Consider the following 16,997-nt stretch of genomic DNA (forward strand, 5'->3'; position numbering starts at 1 on the left):
TCATCTGGTCGCTCCTGGCGAAGGGTGAGGAGTACCAGCGGCCAGCAGCCGCATAGGTCCTTGCCACCAGCGTTGCGAGCGTCACGAGGGAATGGGCAACAGGTCATCAAGCCGACGCGTGGAGAGCTTGGCTTCTATCGCGGCCAACCATAGGCCGGCCATCGGTTGAGGCCCGCGCGTGCGGATTTGCCATTCGGGCGCCGGGGGCAACCTCGAGACGCCGGATACAGGTACGCAAACTGGCCGTCACACCCAGCCCACAGGACGCTTGCGCAAGGGGAGCAGTCCATACAGGTAGAACGTCGGCTCGGACACGCCGAGCTTGCGGCAGATCTCGGCCACCGCCGTGCCGCTCTCCGCCTGCCTCAAGGCAAAGGCGATCTGCTCATCCGTGGATCGTTTTTGCTTCATGGCACCACCCCCTCCTCAGGGGTTCACAGTGCCCAAAAACTTGCCCTCCCGCTGGACCAGTTTCGAGGGTCAGGACCAGGTCAGGACCAAGCGATGGGAGGCGTGGCGATGGGGCGGAAGATGGCGCACACGCCTGAGGAGATCGTCGCGAAGCTGCGGCAGGCGGAGATGCTGATCGGCCACGGCGCGCGCCAGGTCCACTCGCTTGCGCAAGCCGCAGGAGAGGGTTCCTGCGATCGCCTTGCGCACGTGCTGAATCTTTAGGAAATCAACGATCTCCTCGATTTCGCGCCGATGCGCGAGTTCCTCACGCTGCGCGCCACCGAACCAATAGGCCATCCCGCGCAGAAAGCCCGTGCGCAGCAGGTGGTGTCGCCCAACCAAGATGTTGTCGAGCACTGTCATGTGGCCAAAGAGAGCGAGGTTCTGGAAGGTGCGGCCGATGCCAAGCGCGGCACGCCGATTGGGGCGCAGCGGCGTGACGTCGCGGCCCTCGAACAGGATTCGTCCTTCCGTCGGCCGGTAGCGTCCAGAGACGCAGTTGACCATGGAAGTCTTGCCTGCGCCGTTCGGACCGATGATCGAAAAGATCTCGCCGCGCCGAACAGCGAAGGACACGTCGCTCAGCGCACGAACGCCGCCAAAGCTCAGGCTGACGCGGTCGGCCTCGAGAACAGCCGTCTCGACACCCAATTTGCGCGCCCCTCTTCTTCTCGACGTCAGGTGAGGTGGAGGCCGCCCGCGGTTGCAACCTGGATGCGCAGGTCCTCAGCCGCGGAGCGCAATCGCGAGCGGCGGATCGTCCGTTGCGAGGAGGTCGATGCCGAGATCGAGCATGCGCTGGATCGACGGCGCGTGATTTGCGCCCCAGACGGATATGCCAAGCCCCGCCGATCGCAAGGTGGCGCAGGTCTCGGCGTCGAGCACTGATTCATGCACACCGATCTCGGGAAAGCCGTAGGACGTCGCGACGGCGATCGTACCGCGTACGCCAAGCGCCCGGAACGTCGCTGATTCCAGCAGCCAAGCGACGCCCCCCAGGCCGCCGAGCGCCACAGCTTCAGCCATCGTCGGCGCGTCGAATCCGATAACCCAGGCCTGCCGGCGGATGCCCGCCCGATCCAGTTCGGCCAGCACCCGGTTCACGAGCCCCGGATAGGGACGCCCCTGGCCATCATCCTTGATCTCGACGCGCGGGGCGACCTTGGAGCCGACCAGCGTCACCAGCATGTCGGCCAGCATCGGCACAGTCTCGCCGCCGCCGCCCCGCAGCCGCAGTCGGCGGAGTTCATCGGCGGTCCTCGCGACGACACGACCGCGCCCCTCCGTGGTCCGCTCGAGTGTCGCGTCGTGAATGACCACTGCCTCCCCGTCCGATGAGGCGTGGACGTCGCACTCGGCCTGTTCGAGTGCGAGGCCAGCGGTGGCGCGGAAAGCGGCCAAGCCATTCTCGGGCCAGAGGAAGGCTCCGCCGCGGTGGCTGGCGATCGCGGTTCGGCAAGGAGGCATCGTCATTTCAGTTGCGTCCCATCGGCAGATGGCCCCCCTCGGCCGGGTCGGGCCAGATGACGTTTCTTAATGGTGAGCGTGAGATAGTTCGCGTAAAGGTAGCAAGTCGCCTTCACAAATACCCGCAGGAGGCAGCAGTGGTTGGAGGGGCCTTGAGGCACCTGGCGATATGGGCGATTTGCGCGATCGGATTGCTGGGTAGCGCGGGCGTTGAGGCACAGCCCACCGCCGAGGCGCCCATCCGTATCAAGATTGTCGGCGGGCTCGCTGATGTGAGCCAGTACGTCCGGTATGAGGAACCGTTCTGGCGCCGGCGGCTGCCTGAGGTGTCCGGCAATCGGATCCAAGCCGAGATCGCCCCTTTCGATCGTAGCGGCATCCGCGCGCAGGAGATGCTCGCGCTCATGCGCCTTGGCGTCGTGCCGTTCGGGACGGCGTTGCTCGCGGTCGTCAGCGCCGACGAGCCCGAATTCAACGCGGTCGACCTGCCGACGGTGAACCCCGACATGGCGGCACTCAGGCGGACGGTCTCGCTCTACCGCCCGCATCTGGAGGCCGTGCTGGCCGATCGCTACGATGTCGAATTATTGGCCGTCTATACATACCCCGCTCAGGTCCTATTCTGCCGGAATGCCTTCGCGGGGCTATCGGACCTTGCAGGCCGCAGGATCCGGACATCCTCGGTCGGGCAATCCGAGATGTTTGCGGCACTCGGCGCCACGCCTGTCGTGATACCGTTCGGTGAGACCCTTGCCGCCATGCGCTCGGGCGTCGTCGAATGCGCGGTAACGGGGACGCTCTCGGCGAATGCGATAGGGCTGCATGAGATCACGACGCACATGCATGGCATGGCCGTCACATGGGGGCTGTCGGTCTTCGGGGCGAACCGCGCGGCCTGGAATGCGTTGCCGGATTGGGCGCGGGCGATGATCCGACAGGAACTCGCCGGGCTCGAGCGTCAGATCTGGGAAGCGGCTGAAGTTGAGACCGGCGAGGGCATCGCCTGCAATTCGGGCCAGCCCGCCTGCGCAACCGGGCGGAGGGGTACAATGACGGTTGTCCCTGTGACCGCGGCCGACCAGCAGCGCCGCCTTCGCCTGTTGACGGAGACGGTCCTGCCCGGATGGGTTCGGCGCTGTGGGGAGCCCTGCGTCGACGCCTGGAACATGCGTCTCGCGCCAGAACTTGGCGTCACCGCCCGACCCGACTGACGATGCAGAATACGGTCTTCCTTCGTCGCTCGATTTTCATTGCGGCCATGGTCCTTCTGCTTGCGCAGACCGCGGCCACCTTGATGATCATCGGCCGGGCCAGGGAAGCGCAGATCCGCGCGGCGGAGGAGACCGTCGAACGCATCGGCCTGGCGACGGAAGCGTCCATCAACCGCGCCTTCGTCCAGGTGGACGCAATGCTGGCCGGTCTGCCCGCGCTGCTCGCTCACTTCGCGCAGGACGGTCGCATGGACATCGCCGTCCTGAACCGCGTCCTGCGGCAATTCAACAACCAGAACTTCACCTACCGCGATATCCTGCTGCTCGGCCCCAACGGACTTCCAGTCGCAACCGCCTTGCCGGTGTCACGGCGCCGCCGACTTCCTTTGCCGGTCGAGACCGGCTTCTCGGAGCTCGCGGAGCGTGGGGGCGGCGTCTCGATCGGGGGTCCAGTGCAGAACCCGTCGACCGGCGAGTGGACGCTTTTCTTCGCGCGCAACGTGACAGTCGTCGGCGTCGGGCCCGTGCTTGCCGTTGCAGAGGTGCCGGTGCCCTCTGTTCGTGCATTGCTCTCAGCCGCAGGCGAACCAGACGGCGTGCGCACGACGCTCGAGCGGGACGACGGCGTACTCCTTACATCGGTTCCTCATGACGAAACGCGCATAGGCCAACGACTTGAGCCGCCGGCACGGCAATTGGCGACCAGTCAGCGCGCGATCCTCACGACAAGCCGCTTTTCCGGTCGCTCCGTATTCGCGTCAGTCAGGCCCACTCTGTACCCGACCCTGTTCATCACAACGACCTTCGAGGTCGACGCTGCCCTGGCAAGTTGGTACCGCGACAGGGTCCGTGCGTTCGCCGTTTCCAGCATTCTCGGTATCGTCATCATCGGTGTTGCGCTCGCGCTCATGGTGATCCTGCGCCAGCGCGACAAGGCGGAGGCCGAGCGCGCCCGCGCCCGCCTGACGCTGGAGAACGCGCTGGAATCGATGTCCGACGGCTTCGTCATGTTCGACGCCGACGACCGTCTGACTGCTTGCAACAGTCGCTACCGCGACTTCTACAAGATCAGCGCGCCCTTCATCCAGGCCGGGGCCCGCTTTGAAGACATCATGCGGGAAGGAGCAAAGCGCGGGCAGTATCCACAGGCCGGCGACGACATCGAAGCCTTCGTCACGGAGAGCAAGGCCTTCCACCTCGGCAACCAGCCACCGATGGAGCGGCTGCTTCCGGACGGGCGTTGGGTTCTAATCACGGAGCGGCGCACGCCCGATGGCGGCACAGTCGGGATCCGGACCGACATCACCGCGCTCAAGCGGGCGATGCAAGACCTAGCCGCGGCTCGCGACTCGGCCGCTGCAGCAGGGGAGGCGAAAAGCCGCTTCCTTGCCAGAGTGTCGCATGAACTGCGGACGCCGCTCAACGGCGTGCTCGGCTTCGCGCAGGTGCTCCTGCAGGATCCCAGGCTGCAACCGGAGCAACGCGAGCAGGTCAAGACGTTGCACGAAGCCGGCCGACATCTGCTCGACCTTGTGAACGGCCTACTCGACCTGTCGAAGATCGAGGCCGGCCGCCTCGACCTCGCGCCGAGGCCTGTGGCACTCCAGCCGCTGCTCGATGGCTGTGCGACCCTCCTGGCACCGGAGGTGGCACGCAAGGCACTCTCCTTCCACCAGGATTTCGATCCCGCCCTGCCGGACGCAGCCGAACTTGATCCCACGCGGTTGCGCCAACTGCTGCTGAACCTCCTCTCCAACGCGGTCAAGTTTACGCCACCGGGCGGCCGGGTGGACCTGCGCGTAAGGCGGCCGGAGGAGAAACTGCTGCGCATCGAGGTGCAGGACACCGGTCCCGGCGTTCCGGTAGACAAGCGCCACCTTCTGTTCGAGGATTTCGTCCAACTGACTCCGCAGGCCTCGGCGGAAGCCCAGGGCACCGGTCTCGGCCTCGCGATCTCAGCTCGGCTTGTCGCATTGATGGGCGGTCAGATTGGCTGCGACGCACCGGCTGCGGGCGGAGCGCTGTTCTGGATTGAGATCCCGCTACACGAGACGTCCCTCCCACTGCCGGAAGACAATGCTCGCCCGCCTTACGCGACGCAGGATGCGCAGGAAGGCGACCCGCTGCGCCTGCTCGTCGTCGATGACGTCGCCGCGAACCGCCAGATCGCCCAGGCCATGCTGGAAAGCGCTGGACACGAGGTGGAAACCGCGCCGGACGGCGCCGGCGCGATCTCGGCTCTCGCCCGGGGCGTTTTCGATGCCGTCCTAATGGACCTTCAAATGCCCGGAATGGACGGATTCGAGACGACCCGCCGCATTCGCGCCCTCGAACCGCCCGCCCGCGACGTTCCCATTATCGCGTTGACCGCATCGGCCCTGCCGGAGCAGGTCGAGACGACACGGCGCGCCGGCATGGATGCACATCTCTCTAAGCCGCTCGACCGGGCTGCGCTGCTTGGTCTTCTTCGCCGCCTGCCGGCACGGCGCACCGCTGAGGATCCGCCTATGCCCGAAGTCGCGCCCCCCTACCTCGACGGCACCGCGCTCGACGTGCTCGAGCGCGAACTCGGGCATGCGGCGCATGGCATTCTAGCCGAATTCGTCGGGGAGGTGCGGCGCGCCCTGTCGCTCCTGACCAATGCATCGCCGGCCGAGAAGGCAGATGCGGGCCATGTCCAGCACGCGGCGCATCGTCTGGTCGGCGCGGCACGGACGCTCGGCGCGACACGCCTCGCCGATTGCGCTCTTGCGCTGCAACGCGCAGCGAGTGGCGGAGACCCCTCTGCCGACCTCCAGGCGGAAGTGATCTCCATCGCGCGAGCGACACTCCCGGCACTGGAACAGCGCCTGGGCGTGGAGAGCGTCGCCGCAGCGGTGCCGCTGCAGACAGCTGGCGCGGCCTGACACGTTCAGTCTGGGCGGGTGGACCGTCCCTGCGCAGTGACTAGGATGATCCGGGATGGCAGGGGAGTTCCGGACAGGATGATCGACGGCCGTTGGCGCGCGAACGAGGCGCGCGAAGAACCCCATCCGGACTTGCGTGCGGTCGCCACGGAGGCCCTCGTCGCGGAATCCGCCTGCGGTGACGGCGCCATGATCTGGCGCGCATGGGGCATCGGCCGCCCGCTCGTAATGTTCCACGGCGGGTCGGGGTCCTGGCGGCATTGGGCCAGGAATATCCCGTTCTTCGCCGAAAACCGCCGGGTCATTTGTCCCGACCTGCCGGGTCTCGGCGACAGCGATTTGCCGACGATGCCGGCCACCCCTGACGGCATTGCCCTGATCCTACGGGACGGGCTCACCCGACTGCTCCCGGAGGGGGGATATGATCTTGTCGGCTTCTCCTTCGGCGCACTCTGCGCGGGACACCTCGCGGCGATCGATGTCGGTCGCTGCGCCTCGCTGACCATCGTCGGAGCCGGCGCGCTTGGTTTCGCACGCAGCCCAACGGAACTCGTCAAGGTCCGCAACCTCGAAGGCGCGGAGCGCGAGGCGGCGAACAGGCACAATCTCGCCGCCCTCATGTTCGCCGATGCGTCGAGGATAGACGAGGTCGCACTCGCGATGCAGGACCTCCATACGCGGCGCGCACGGTTCAAGAGCCGAGGCTGGGCAGGAACCGACTCGCTGCGCCAGGCCATCCTGAGAAGCCGGGCGCCACTCGCTGCGATATATGGGGAGGAGGATGCCATAGCCCGCCCGCATGTGGGGCTACGCATTGACCTGGTACGCGAGATGCGCGTCGGCGCGCAGACCGCGACCATCCCTGGCGCCGGGCACTGGGTCGCATACGAGGCCGCCGAGGCGTTCAATGCCGCCCTGTCACACATCCTGAAACGTGACGGCGCCGACGCGTGACGCCACACGAACCGCGCCCAACGCGAACGGCCACATTGCGCGGCATGGGCTATATGGCCCTGGCAGGACTTCTCTTCTGCGTGCTGAACACCATCGCCCGGAGCCTCGCGCAGGATCTTGATCCGTTTCAGACACAGTTCCTCCGCTACCTCGCTGGATTTGTCGTCCTGTTGCCACTCATGGTTCGGACGGGACTCGCCGCATGGCGGCCCCACGACCTCAAGGGGCAGGGATGGCGAGGCTTGGTACACACCGCCGGCCTGCTGATGTGGTTCTGGGCCCTGCCGCATGTCCCGCTGGCAGACATGACAGCAATCGGCTTCACGGGGCCGATCTTCATCATGGCAGGCGCCGTCCTGTTCCTAGGCGAGCCGATGGTCCGGGCACGCTGGGTCGCCGCGGGCATCGGATTCGTCGGGGTCGGCATCGTGGTCGCGCCGCAATTCACCGGGACCGCTGGCGGCACGTGGACGCTCGTGATGCTCGCCTCCGCGCCGCTCTTCGCAGCGTCCTTCCTGATCACGAAGGCACTGACGCGGCGCGACCGGCCGGAAGTGATCGTCGCGTGGCAGGCCATCACGGTGTCCGTCTTCACGCTGCCATTCGCGCTTGCGGGCTGGACCTCCCCGACGGCAGCGCAGTGGGGCTGGTTCCTGCTGACCGGACTGCTCGGCAGCGCAGGGCACTGGTGCCTGACCGAGGCCTTCCGGCTGGCCGACATGTCCGCGACGCAGCCGGTCAAGTTCATTGACATGGTGTGGGCCTCCTTCCTCGGATGGGTCGTCTTTGCCGAAGTGCCCGCGACAACGACCTTCGCCGGCGCGGCGGTCATCTTCGCCGCGACGACTTGGATCGCCCGCCGCGAAGCCCGTGCCCGCTGAGCGAGGCTTGCGCATCGCAGGCGTCCGTCGGATCGTTCCCGGTAAGCCGCCGGTGCGAAGGGCGGCGCGGAGGGACCCATGACCACCATCGGACCGCTGAGGATCGCCCCGATCCGTGGCTCGGTGAGCGAGGCGGAATGGCAGGCGCGGCTTGACCTGGCGGCCTGTTACCGGCTCTGCGAGCATTTCGGCATGTCGGACATGATCTACACGCACATCAGCGCGCGCATACCCGACAGCCCCAACCACTTCCTGATCAACCCGAACGGACTCTTCTTCGGGGAGATCACCGCTTCCTCCCTGCTCAAGGTGAGCATGGAGGGCGAGATCGTCTATCGCCCCGACCTGCCCTACGGGCTGCATCCGGCCGGCTTCACGATCCACAGCGCGCTATATCGTGCCCGCACCGACGTGATGGCGGCGATGCACACCCACACCATCGCGGGCATGGCCGTCAGCGCACTGAAGTGTGGACTGTTGCCGCTGACGCAGACGGCGACCCGCTTCTACGGGCGCATCGCCTACCACGACTTCCGCGGCCCCGAACGAGACCCGGCGGAGCGGGACGCGCTGGCAACCTCCCTCGGCGGCCTGAACTACTGCATCCTACGCAACCACGGCCTGCTGACCGTCGGCGAAAGCATGGCCGAGGCCTTCATTGCGATGTGGGGCCTGGAGCGCGCCTGCCAAGCGCAACTGCAGGCCATGGCCTGCAACACCGAACTCGAGATGCCGAGCCCCGAAGTGGTTACGAAGTCATGTGCAATGTACGCACCAGGCGCGTCCCGCCGCTACGGCCCGCTTGAATGGCAAGGGCTGCTGCGGCGGATCGACGCCATCGATCCGTCCTGGAGGGAGTGACATGCGCCGCCGCGATCTTGCCGCGCTTGGCCTCGCGAGCATCGCGCCTCGGATCGCACGCGCCCAGGATCCCTGGCCGAACCGTCCGATCCGCCTCGTCATTCCCTTCGCCGCCGGTGGACCGATCGACACGGTAGGCCGGCTCATCGGCGAACGGCTTCGGGACAGGCTCGGCCAGCCTTTCGTCATCGAGAACCGCACAGGTGCGGGCGGGTCGATCGGGCTGCGCAGTGTCGTCCAGTCGCCGCCCGACGGCTATGCCTTCGTGCTCACCTCCTCCTCCCTGGCGATTCTGCCGGCGATCTACGCCAATCTCGGCTTCGATCCGCGAAGCGACCTCACGCCCGTTTCGCTGGTGGCCGAGATCGCGACGACGATCGTTGTCCGCGCCGACCACCGCTTTGCGTCGCTTCAGGCGTTGGTCGAGGAAGCACGCGCGAGGCCCGGCACTGTCACCTACGGAACGTCGGGAATCGGATCCTCGAACCACCTCTCTGGCGCGATGCTGGCGGCGACCGCGCAGATCGACATCGTGCACGTTCCCTATCGCGGCGCGGCACAGGCAATGAACGCGCTCTATTCGAGGGATATCGACCTCGTCTTCGCCAGCACCGTGGAAACGCTGTCTCATGCGCGGGAGGGCCGCGCGCGCATCCTCGCCATCACAACCGCGCAGCGCATCCCGGCATTGCCCGACGTACCCGCCGCCATGGAGACCGTCCCAGGCTACATCGCCCCGAACTGGTTCGCCATCGCCGCGCCCAAAGGGCTGCCGACGCCAATCCTCGATCGCGTGTCGGCAGAACTCGCCGCGCTGCGAACCGATCCGGATTTCCGGTCACGCTTCGAGCGGCTGGGCGCGGAGCCGTTGATGAGCGCGCCCGGCATCCTTACCGCACGCCTCGCGGAGGACGTGCCGACCTGGCAGCGCGTCGCAGCCGCCGCCGGCATCCGCCCCGAATGACCATCCCGACCTGAACGGACAAGACATGCGCAAGCTCACCATCGGCGACGTCACCATCACCAGCATCATCGAGCGCGACGGCCCCTGGCGCGCTCCCGAGGCGATGTTCCCCAAGGCCGCGGCGTCGCCCGGCCTCTTGGCCGAGCGGCTGAAGGAGGTGGAACCCGAGACCTTCGACGCCACCTCCGGCAAGATGGTGATCACATATCAGACCTATGTCGTGCGCACGCCGCACCACACCATCCTGGTCGATACCTGCACGGGCGAGGACAAGGGCTATCCCGCACCGATGGATTTCCCAAAGCAGCCCTGGCTGGATGGTCTGAAGGCGGAGGGGCTCGCCTTCGAGGACATCGACTACGTCCTCTGTACCCATCTCCACATCGACCATTCCGGCTGGAACACGGTGCTGCGGGACGGGCGCTGGGTACCGACCTTCCCGCGCGCGAAGTACGTCTTCCACAAGCGCGAATACGCAGCCTGGGAGGAGACGACCAAGGCCGCGGTCGAGCGCCCCGGGGGCGGCGGCAACGTCTTCCGCTTCAACTGCGAACCTGTCGTCGCGGCAGGCCAGGCGCTGCTGGTTGACAACGACTTCCAGCTCGACGACCGCATCACCCTGGAGCCGACCCCTGGGCATTCGCCCTGCCATTGCTGCGTGCATATCCGCAGCGGCGGCCAGCACGCGGTCATCACCGGCGACCTGATGCATCACGCGCTGCAGGTGCACCAGCCTGACTGGTCAACGGTTTTCTGTTGGGATCCGGCCGAAGCCGAAACCAGCCGTCGCCGCTTCTTCGGTGCGGTGGCGGACACGGACACGCGGGTGCTGCCGATCCACTTCCCGGACCCGTCCGTGGGCCGCGTCGAGGCCCAGGGTGACCGGTTCCGCTGGCGCTACATGCGCTGACGCCGGACCTGCTTGACGCCGCCCGCCACGGGTGGTGGGTATCCGCCAGACCGGAGGATCGCATCATGGACCACAACCAGCCCCTCGCCACCAGCGAGGAAACCCGCATGCTGCAGGACCTGGTGGCGAAGTTCGTGGAACGCGACCTCATGCCGCTCGAGCCTGCCGTGCTGAAGCGGGAAGCAGCGGGCGGTGGCTTCAAGCTGAGCGAGGAAGAGGAAGCGAAGCTGCTGGCACGCTGCCGGGAGCTCGGCCTCTGGGGCCTGGACGTGCCCGAGGAGTTCGGCGGCGCGAACCTGCCGCTGATTTCCCTGGCCGTGGCGGAGGAGGAGATGGCGCGGGCCTGCGTCCCCTTCACCATCCCGCCTGACAGCCCGAACCTCCACATGATGCTCTCGGTGGCAAGCCCGATGCAGAGGGCGAAGTATCTCGACCCCTACGCGCGCGGCGAGCAGCGGTCCGCGATGGCGATCAGCGAGCCCGGCGCTGGCGGCGACCCCGCTGGGATGACGACGCGCGCGGTCCGCGACGGCGACGACTGGGTCATCAACGGGCGCAAGATCTGGGTATCCAACGTCCCGCGCGCCGACTTCATCATCCTCATGGCGCGCACCGGGGACGGTAAGCGCCAGGACGGCATCACAGCCTTCATCGTCGAGAAGGGCACGCCCGGCTTCGTCATCGAGCGCGAAATCCCGATGCTCGGCGGCCGGCGGACCTATGAGCTGGTCTTCGAGGAGTGTCGCGTGCCGCACGAGAACGTGCTCGGCGAGCTCGGCCGAGGCTATGCGCCGATGCAGCTGCGGCTGAACGTACGCCGCATGCAGATGGGTGCACGCTGCGTCGGCATGGCGCGCCGGGCGCTCGAGATGATGACCGAGCAGGCGCAGAACCGCGTGACCTGGGGCGTGCGCCTTGCCGACCGGCAGGCGATCCAATGGTTCGCGGCCGATGCGGCGATGGAGATGCATGCCTGCCGGCTGATGGTCCAGGACCTCGCCGCGAAGCTCGACGCGGGCGCGGATGTCCGCATGGAAGCCTCTATCCTGAAGGTGCGGGCGACGGAAATGGCGCAGACCGTGCTGGACAACGCCATGCAGACCTGGGGTGCGATGGGCGTCACGAAGGAACTGCCGCTGCAGCTGATGCACCAGCAAGTCCGCCTGATGCGCGTCTATGAAGGTCCGTCCGAGGTGCACCGGAGCGCCATCGGCCGACGCATCCTGGGCGGGAAGGTCTAGCGCCATGGCCCGGCCGCTCGAGGGCATCCTCGTCCTCGACCTCGGGCACATCTACCAGGCGCCCTATGCCGGCTTTCTGATGGCCATGGCGGGTGCGACCGTCATCAAGGTCGAGCCGCCGACCGGGGAGCCGCTGCGTCGCCGCGCCATGGTTGCGGGCGGATCGGTGCCGATGGCGATGCTCAATTCGAACAAGAAAGGTCTCTCGCTCGACCTCAAGACCCCGGCCGGTCGCGACGTATTCCTGAGGCTGGTCGACCGCGCCGACGTGGTGATCGAGAATTTTTCGCCTGGCGTGATGGACCGGCTCGGGCTCGGCCATGACGGGCTGCGCGCGCGCAATCCGCGACTGATCTACGCGGCGGGATCCGGCTACGGCCAAACGGGGCCGGACAAGGATCGTCTGGCGATGGACCTCACCGTCCAGGCTGCGGTCGGGATCATGCACACCACTGGCTATCCGGACGGCCCGCCCACCAAGGCCGGCCCGACTGTCTGCGACTTCCTCGGCGGCACGCATCTCTACGGCGCGATCATGACGGCGCTGTTCGCGCGGGAACGCAGCGGCAAGGGGGCCTTCGTCGAAGTGGCGATGCAGGACGCTGCCTATTCGACGCTCGCCTCGGCGCTTGGCATGCATTTCGGCGGCATGCTCAAGGATGTCCCGCCGCGCACGGGCAATAGCCACGCTGGCCTCGCCATGGCGCCCTACAACGTCTATCCGGCCTCCGACGGCTGGATCGCCATCATCGTCGTCACCGAAGGCCATTGGGACAGGCTGCTGCGCGCCATGGATCAGGAGGCGCTCATCGGCGACGCCCGCTTCCGCAGCAACCCGGACCGCGTGACCCACATGGCCGAGGTGGATCGGCTCGTCACCGCCTGGACCTCTGCACACACGCGCGCGGAGCTCGAAACCCTGACGCGCGAGCACGGCGTCCCGGCAGCACCCGTCCGGACGCTCGAGGAAGTGCTGAACGATCCGGGCATGCACGAACGCGGCATGTTGCGCTGGGTCGATCATCCGGAGGTCGGCCGCGTCGTACTGCCCGCGACGCCGTTGCGGATCGAGGACGCGCTACCACCACCCTTTGAGGCGAGCCCGTTCCTCAACCAGCATGAGGCCGAGATCCTCGGCGGCATCCTGGGCATGGACGAGGCGGAACGCGAAGCGGCCCGCGCTGCTGGCGGGCTTGGTCCGCGCTTCAGCGGCCGGTGAAGTTGGGTCGGCGCTTCTCCAAGAACGCTGTCGCGCCTTCGCGCCGGTCCTCGGTGCCGATCGTCGCCGCCTGCTCCTGCTCGGCCATCTCGATCGCCTCCGACAGCGTCTGAAGGGGGGCAAGCGCGAGCTGGCGGCGGATGATGCGGAGCGACCGCGGCGAGCAGTTGTCCGCGATGTCCGCGGCATAGGCCCGAACAGCGGGCATGAATCGCTCGGCTGGCAGCACGCGCACCAGGCCCATCGACGCCGCCTCCTCCGCCGTCACCGTCCTGCCGGACAGGAGGAGATCGGCCGCATTCATGGGCCCGACGAGACGCGGCAGCAGCCAGGCGGAACCATGTTCCGCGATCAATCCCCGGCGCGGGAAGGCACAGGCCAGCCGCGTGCCCGCGGCCATGAAGCGCAGGTCGCAGTACAGCGTCACCGCAAGCCCGACGCCCGCCACCGCGCCATTGATCGCCGCGATCACCGGTTTGCCGATGTTCAGGATGTAGGAGTAACGGCGCGACAGATCCTCGACGGGCGGCGGATCCCCTGGCGGTGGCGTGACACCGGCGAAGCGCGGCCGATCGGGTCTGCGTCCCGCGATTCCGGTCACGTCGGCGCCGACGCAGAAAGTACCACCTGCCCCGGTCAGGATAATGACCCGCGCGGACGCGTCGGCGGCGGCGAGGCCGAAGGCGTCGCGGACCTCCGCCTCGGTTTCCGGCGACCAGGCGTTGCGCTTCTCAGGTCGGTTCAACGTGACGGTCGCGATCGCGTCGGTGACGTCATAGGTGATCTCAGCGAAGGCCATCGCCATGCCCTCCTCAGCGCGCCGGCGTGCGCGCACGCTGCGCGGCCCATTGCTCGTCAGTCCAGTCCAGCAGCTCCTGCGCGCCCGCGCGCGCACCGCCAAGCAGCCGCCGCCCGCCATCCGCGACGACACATTCGCCAGTGATGTAGCCGGCATGGTCTGAGACGAGAAAGGCGGCGAGGTCGGTGAGTTCGTCGTGCCGCCCCGCGCGCCGCAGCGGCACGCCGCCATGCTCGACGCCGCCCGGACGCAGGCGCGCGACGGCAGCCTCGGTCGGAAAGGTGCCGGGCGCGATCGCCACCAGCCGGATGCCGTGTGGCCCCCATTCGACAGCGAGGCTCTGCGTCATTGCGAGCAATCCAGCCTTCGCCATGGCGGAAGGCGCGGTGAAGGCACCGCCCTGCAGCGCGGAAAGCGTCAGCATCGACAATACGACACCGGGCGTGCCGGCATCGATCCACCGTCGACCGCAGCCGATCGTGCAATACGCCGCGCCGTGCAGCGTGGTTCCGAGCACCGCATCGACCGCGCGCGACGAGAGTCGATGCGTCTGCGCCAGGAAATTGGCCGCCGCATTGTTGACGAGGATGTCCGCCGCACCGTCACGCCAGACATCGTCCAGCATCGCCTCGACGGCGACAGCATCCCGGATGTCGCAAGGATGGGTCGTGACCTGCGCTCCCGGGACTTCAGCGCGGAACGCGTCCGCGGTCGTATCAAGCACTGCCGCACGCCGGCCGCAGATCGCGAGCGACGCGCCGAGGTCGAGGAAGCGCTTGCCGATGCTGCGACCGAGCCCGGTGCCGCCGCCGGTCACCAGCGCGCGTCGCCCTGCGAGCAGGCCGGGCGCGAAGGCCATGTCAGGCGCCCTTGTAGGTCGGCTTGCGCTTCTCCCGCATCGCCGCGAGCGCTTCCTTGTGATCATCCGTGGTGTGTGCCACGGCCTGCATGGCGGACGACATCTCGAGCACCGTGTCGAGCCGGTTGTTCCATGCCTCCCGCAGCAGGCGCCGCGCCATGCGCACGGCCTGCGGCGGATTGGCGGCAATGCGGGCGGCGAGCGCCCTCGCCGCCGGGATCAACTCGGCATCGGGCACGACGCGGGAGACAAGCCCCGCAGCGAGTGCCTCCTGTGCGGTGAGGGAATCGCCCGTCAACGCCATTTCCGACGCGCGGGCAAAGCCGACGATGCGCGGCAGCAGCCAGGCGCCACCGTCGCCCGGGATGATGCCGAGCTTCACGAAGGACTCGGCGAAGCGCGCGCTCTCGGCCGCGATGCGCAGGTCGCACATGCAGGTCAGATCGAGCCCGGCGCCCATCGCTGGGCCGTTGACCGCCGCGATCACCGGCATTTCGAGCTGCTCGAGCAGGCGCGGAATGCGCTGGATGCCCCAGCGATAATACCCGCGCGCCTGGGCCGGCGTCCGTTCCTTTGGACCGCTCGCCGCCTCGCCCATCCGGCGCACATTTCCGCCGGCGCAGAATGCAGTGCCCGCGCCGGTCAGGATGGCGACGCGCACCTCCTGGCCGGCATCGAGTTCCGACAGTGTATCGAGCAGCGCGTCCTGCATCTCCGGATCAAGTGGGTTGCGCGACTCGGCACGATTCATGGTGAGGAGGGCGATGCCCTCCTCGATCTCGACCTTCAGCGGCGTGTCCATCGGCGTATCCCCCGTATCAGGCGGCGGAGGATGGAGCGCCGGACCGGTAGCGTCCAGACGGGATCAGGACGCCTCGATGCCCAGGCGCCGGATCAGCGCGCCCCATTTCTCCGCATCGGCGACCAAGCGGCGACGGAACGCGTCCGTGTTCTCAACGGCGATCTCCACGCCCATTCCGGCAAGCCGCTCCTTGACCGCAGGAAGCTCCATGATGCGGTTGAGATCGGCATTCAGTCGCTGCTGGAGCGTCGGGTCCATGCCCTTCGGGCCAAAGGCGCCGTACCAGACGGCCATCTCGTAGCCGGGCACGGTCTCGCCGACCGTCGGAATGGATGGTTGGCGGCTCCAGCGCGCGGCTTCCGTCACGCCGATCAGGCGCAGGCGACCGCCATCGACATGCGGCATGGTCTGCGTCGCGGCGCTGAACAGTAGCTGGGTCTGGCCGGCGACCGTGTCCGTCACGGCCGGCTGCCCGCCGCGATACGGGACATGGACCATGCGGATGCCGGTCATGCTCTCGAACAGCGCGGCGCAGAGATGGTTGGTCGAGCCTGGACCAGCCGAGGCATAAGCCACCTTCTCGGGGTTCGCACGGGCATGGGCGATGAACTCGGGCACGCTCCGGGCCGGCACGGATGGATGGATCACCATGGTGTTCACGGCGAAGCCGAGCATCGCCAACGGCGTGAAGTCGGCGACCCCGTCGAACGGCATGGTGCGCATCAGGGCGTGGTTCATCGCATGCGTCGACATAGACCCAAACAGCAGCGTGTGCCCATCCGGCATCGCCTTGGCGACGAGATCGGACCCGACATTGCCGCTCGCACCCGATCGGTTCTCCACCAACACCGGCTGGCCGAGCGCGGCCGCGAGCGGTTCGGCGACGATGCGGGCGAGGATGTCCGTCGTGCCACCCGGCGCCCAGGGAACGATGAGGCGCACCGGACGCGTGAAGGCAGCCTGTGCGTGGGCCGGGGCGGCAGCCAGCAAGGAGGGCGCGGCGAGTAGGTGACGGCGAGCGATGCGGGTCATGTCCATCTCCGGCGGATCAGGCTTCATCGATAGCGAGCAGGGCCGGCACCGCAAGAGCAGCGAAAACCATGCCGCGGATGGCGCTCTCCTCCGCGAAATGACCTTCGGCATCCAGTAGGTTGACGGTCCCCAGGACGACGCCATTCCAGCGCACCGGAAGGTTCATCGCGCTGCCAAGCCCCATGGCCGCTATCCGCTCATGGTCCGGATAGGCCCAGGCGATGTCGGCCGAAGTCTGCCCGATCCAGGGTTCGCCATGCCGCAGGACTCGCTGCGCCCAGGGGTGGGCCCAGTCCACGGGCTTATGGCCGGACACCGGATAGGCGACGGGATCGCTCGTGAAGATGCGGCGGTTTCGGCCCGCGATGGGATCGTGCCGCATCACGGTGAACAGGCGATGGCCGATCGTGGCGCGCGTCGCCACTTCCATCGCGTGGA

16 protein-coding genes and 1 pseudogene are annotated in these 16,997 nt (G+C 67.5%); 9 read left to right on the top strand and 8 right to left on the bottom strand.

Annotated features, from left to right (window positions below):
• Window positions 1-294: 294 nt before the first annotated feature.
• From HW577_RS01605 to HW577_RS01615, 3 genes and pseudogenes are all read right to left on the bottom strand, one after another.
• Window positions 295-411, bottom strand: a pseudogene (locus HW577_RS01605) (transposase); the annotation flags it as partial.
• 69 nt (window positions 412-480) lie between these two features.
• Window positions 481-1,104 carry an ABC transporter ATP-binding protein gene (locus HW577_RS01610; protein WP_198374304.1) on the bottom strand — a complete coding sequence of 208 codons (624 nt, stop codon included), beginning with the start codon at window positions 1,102-1,104 and terminating at the stop codon, window positions 481-483.
• A 75-nt stretch (window positions 1,105-1,179) separates the two neighbouring features.
• A complete protein-coding gene (locus HW577_RS01615; RefSeq protein ID WP_332837319.1) occupies window positions 1,180-1,926 on the bottom strand; it encodes a glycerophosphodiester phosphodiesterase in 747 nt (248 codons plus the stop codon).
• A gap of 146 nt (window positions 1,927-2,072) precedes the next feature.
• Here HW577_RS01615 and HW577_RS01620 point away from each other — a divergent pair, with 146 nt between their 5' ends.
• From HW577_RS01620 to HW577_RS01660, 9 genes are all read left to right on the top strand, one after another.
• A complete protein-coding gene (locus HW577_RS01620) occupies window positions 2,073-3,131 on the top strand; it encodes a TRAP transporter substrate-binding protein (protein ID WP_232474608.1) in 1,059 nt (352 codons plus the stop codon).
• 2 nt (window positions 3,132-3,133) lie between these two features.
• Window positions 3,134-6,037 (top strand): ATP-binding protein, encoded by a 2,904-nt coding sequence (locus tag HW577_RS01625; RefSeq protein ID WP_198374306.1) that lies wholly within the window; start codon window positions 3,134-3,136, stop codon window positions 6,035-6,037.
• A gap of 78 nt (window positions 6,038-6,115) precedes the next feature.
• Window positions 6,116-6,991 (top strand): alpha/beta fold hydrolase, encoded by an 876-nt coding sequence (locus HW577_RS01630; RefSeq protein WP_198374307.1) that lies wholly within the window; start codon window positions 6,116-6,118, stop codon window positions 6,989-6,991.
• A 44-nt stretch (window positions 6,992-7,035) separates the two neighbouring features.
• Window positions 7,036-7,872, top strand: coding sequence for a DMT family transporter (locus tag HW577_RS01635; RefSeq protein WP_198374346.1), 837 nt, complete (start codon window positions 7,036-7,038; stop codon window positions 7,870-7,872).
• A gap of 78 nt (window positions 7,873-7,950) precedes the next feature.
• Complete coding sequence (locus HW577_RS01640; protein WP_198374308.1) at window positions 7,951-8,733, top strand: class II aldolase/adducin family protein; 783 nt, start codon at window positions 7,951-7,953, stop codon at window positions 8,731-8,733.
• A 1-nt stretch (window position 8,734) separates the two neighbouring features.
• The gene (locus tag HW577_RS01645; protein ID WP_198374309.1) at window positions 8,735-9,697 is read left to right on the top strand and encodes a Bug family tripartite tricarboxylate transporter substrate binding protein; all 963 of its coding nucleotides are present in this window, start codon (window positions 8,735-8,737) and stop codon (window positions 9,695-9,697) included.
• A gap of 25 nt (window positions 9,698-9,722) precedes the next feature.
• Window positions 9,723-10,607 (top strand): MBL fold metallo-hydrolase, encoded by an 885-nt coding sequence (locus HW577_RS01650; RefSeq protein ID WP_198374310.1) that lies wholly within the window; start codon window positions 9,723-9,725, stop codon window positions 10,605-10,607.
• A gap of 65 nt (window positions 10,608-10,672) precedes the next feature.
• Window positions 10,673-11,848: an acyl-CoA dehydrogenase family protein gene (locus HW577_RS01655; protein ID WP_198374311.1), complete on the top strand. Its 1,176-nt coding sequence runs from the start codon at window positions 10,673-10,675 to the stop codon at window positions 11,846-11,848.
• A 4-nt stretch (window positions 11,849-11,852) separates the two neighbouring features.
• Entirely contained in the window at window positions 11,853-13,067 is a 1,215-nt protein-coding gene (locus HW577_RS01660; RefSeq protein ID WP_232474609.1) for a CaiB/BaiF CoA transferase family protein, read from the top strand.
• Here HW577_RS01660 and HW577_RS01665 read toward each other — a convergent pair.
• The 5 genes from HW577_RS01665 to HW577_RS01685 form a co-directional block, all read right to left on the bottom strand.
• Window positions 13,054-13,866 carry an enoyl-CoA hydratase-related protein gene (locus HW577_RS01665; protein WP_198374313.1) on the bottom strand — a complete coding sequence of 271 codons (813 nt, stop codon included), beginning with the start codon at window positions 13,864-13,866 and terminating at the stop codon, window positions 13,054-13,056. The two genes, HW577_RS01660 and HW577_RS01665, sit on opposite strands and share 14 nt — an antisense overlap.
• Window positions 13,867-13,879: 13 nt before the next feature.
• Complete coding sequence (locus HW577_RS01670; protein WP_198374314.1) at window positions 13,880-14,725, bottom strand: SDR family oxidoreductase; 846 nt, start codon at window positions 14,723-14,725, stop codon at window positions 13,880-13,882.
• Window position 14,726: 1 nt separating this feature from the next.
• Window positions 14,727-15,527 (bottom strand): crotonase/enoyl-CoA hydratase family protein, encoded by an 801-nt coding sequence (locus HW577_RS01675; protein ID WP_198374315.1) that lies wholly within the window; start codon window positions 15,525-15,527, stop codon window positions 14,727-14,729.
• Between the two features lie 63 nt (window positions 15,528-15,590).
• On the bottom strand, window positions 15,591-16,559 hold the full coding sequence (locus HW577_RS01680) for a Bug family tripartite tricarboxylate transporter substrate binding protein (protein WP_198374316.1): 969 nt from the start codon (window positions 16,557-16,559) through the stop codon (window positions 15,591-15,593).
• 16 nt (window positions 16,560-16,575) lie between these two features.
• A complete protein-coding gene (locus tag HW577_RS01685) occupies window positions 16,576-16,983 on the bottom strand; it encodes a GAF domain-containing protein (protein ID WP_198374317.1) in 408 nt (135 codons plus the stop codon).
• Window positions 16,984-16,997: the final 14 nt, after the last annotated feature.

It is taken from the genome of Neoroseomonas rubea (assembly GCF_016106015.1).
GTDB lineage: Bacteria > Pseudomonadota > Alphaproteobacteria > Acetobacterales > Acetobacteraceae > Neoroseomonas > Neoroseomonas rubea.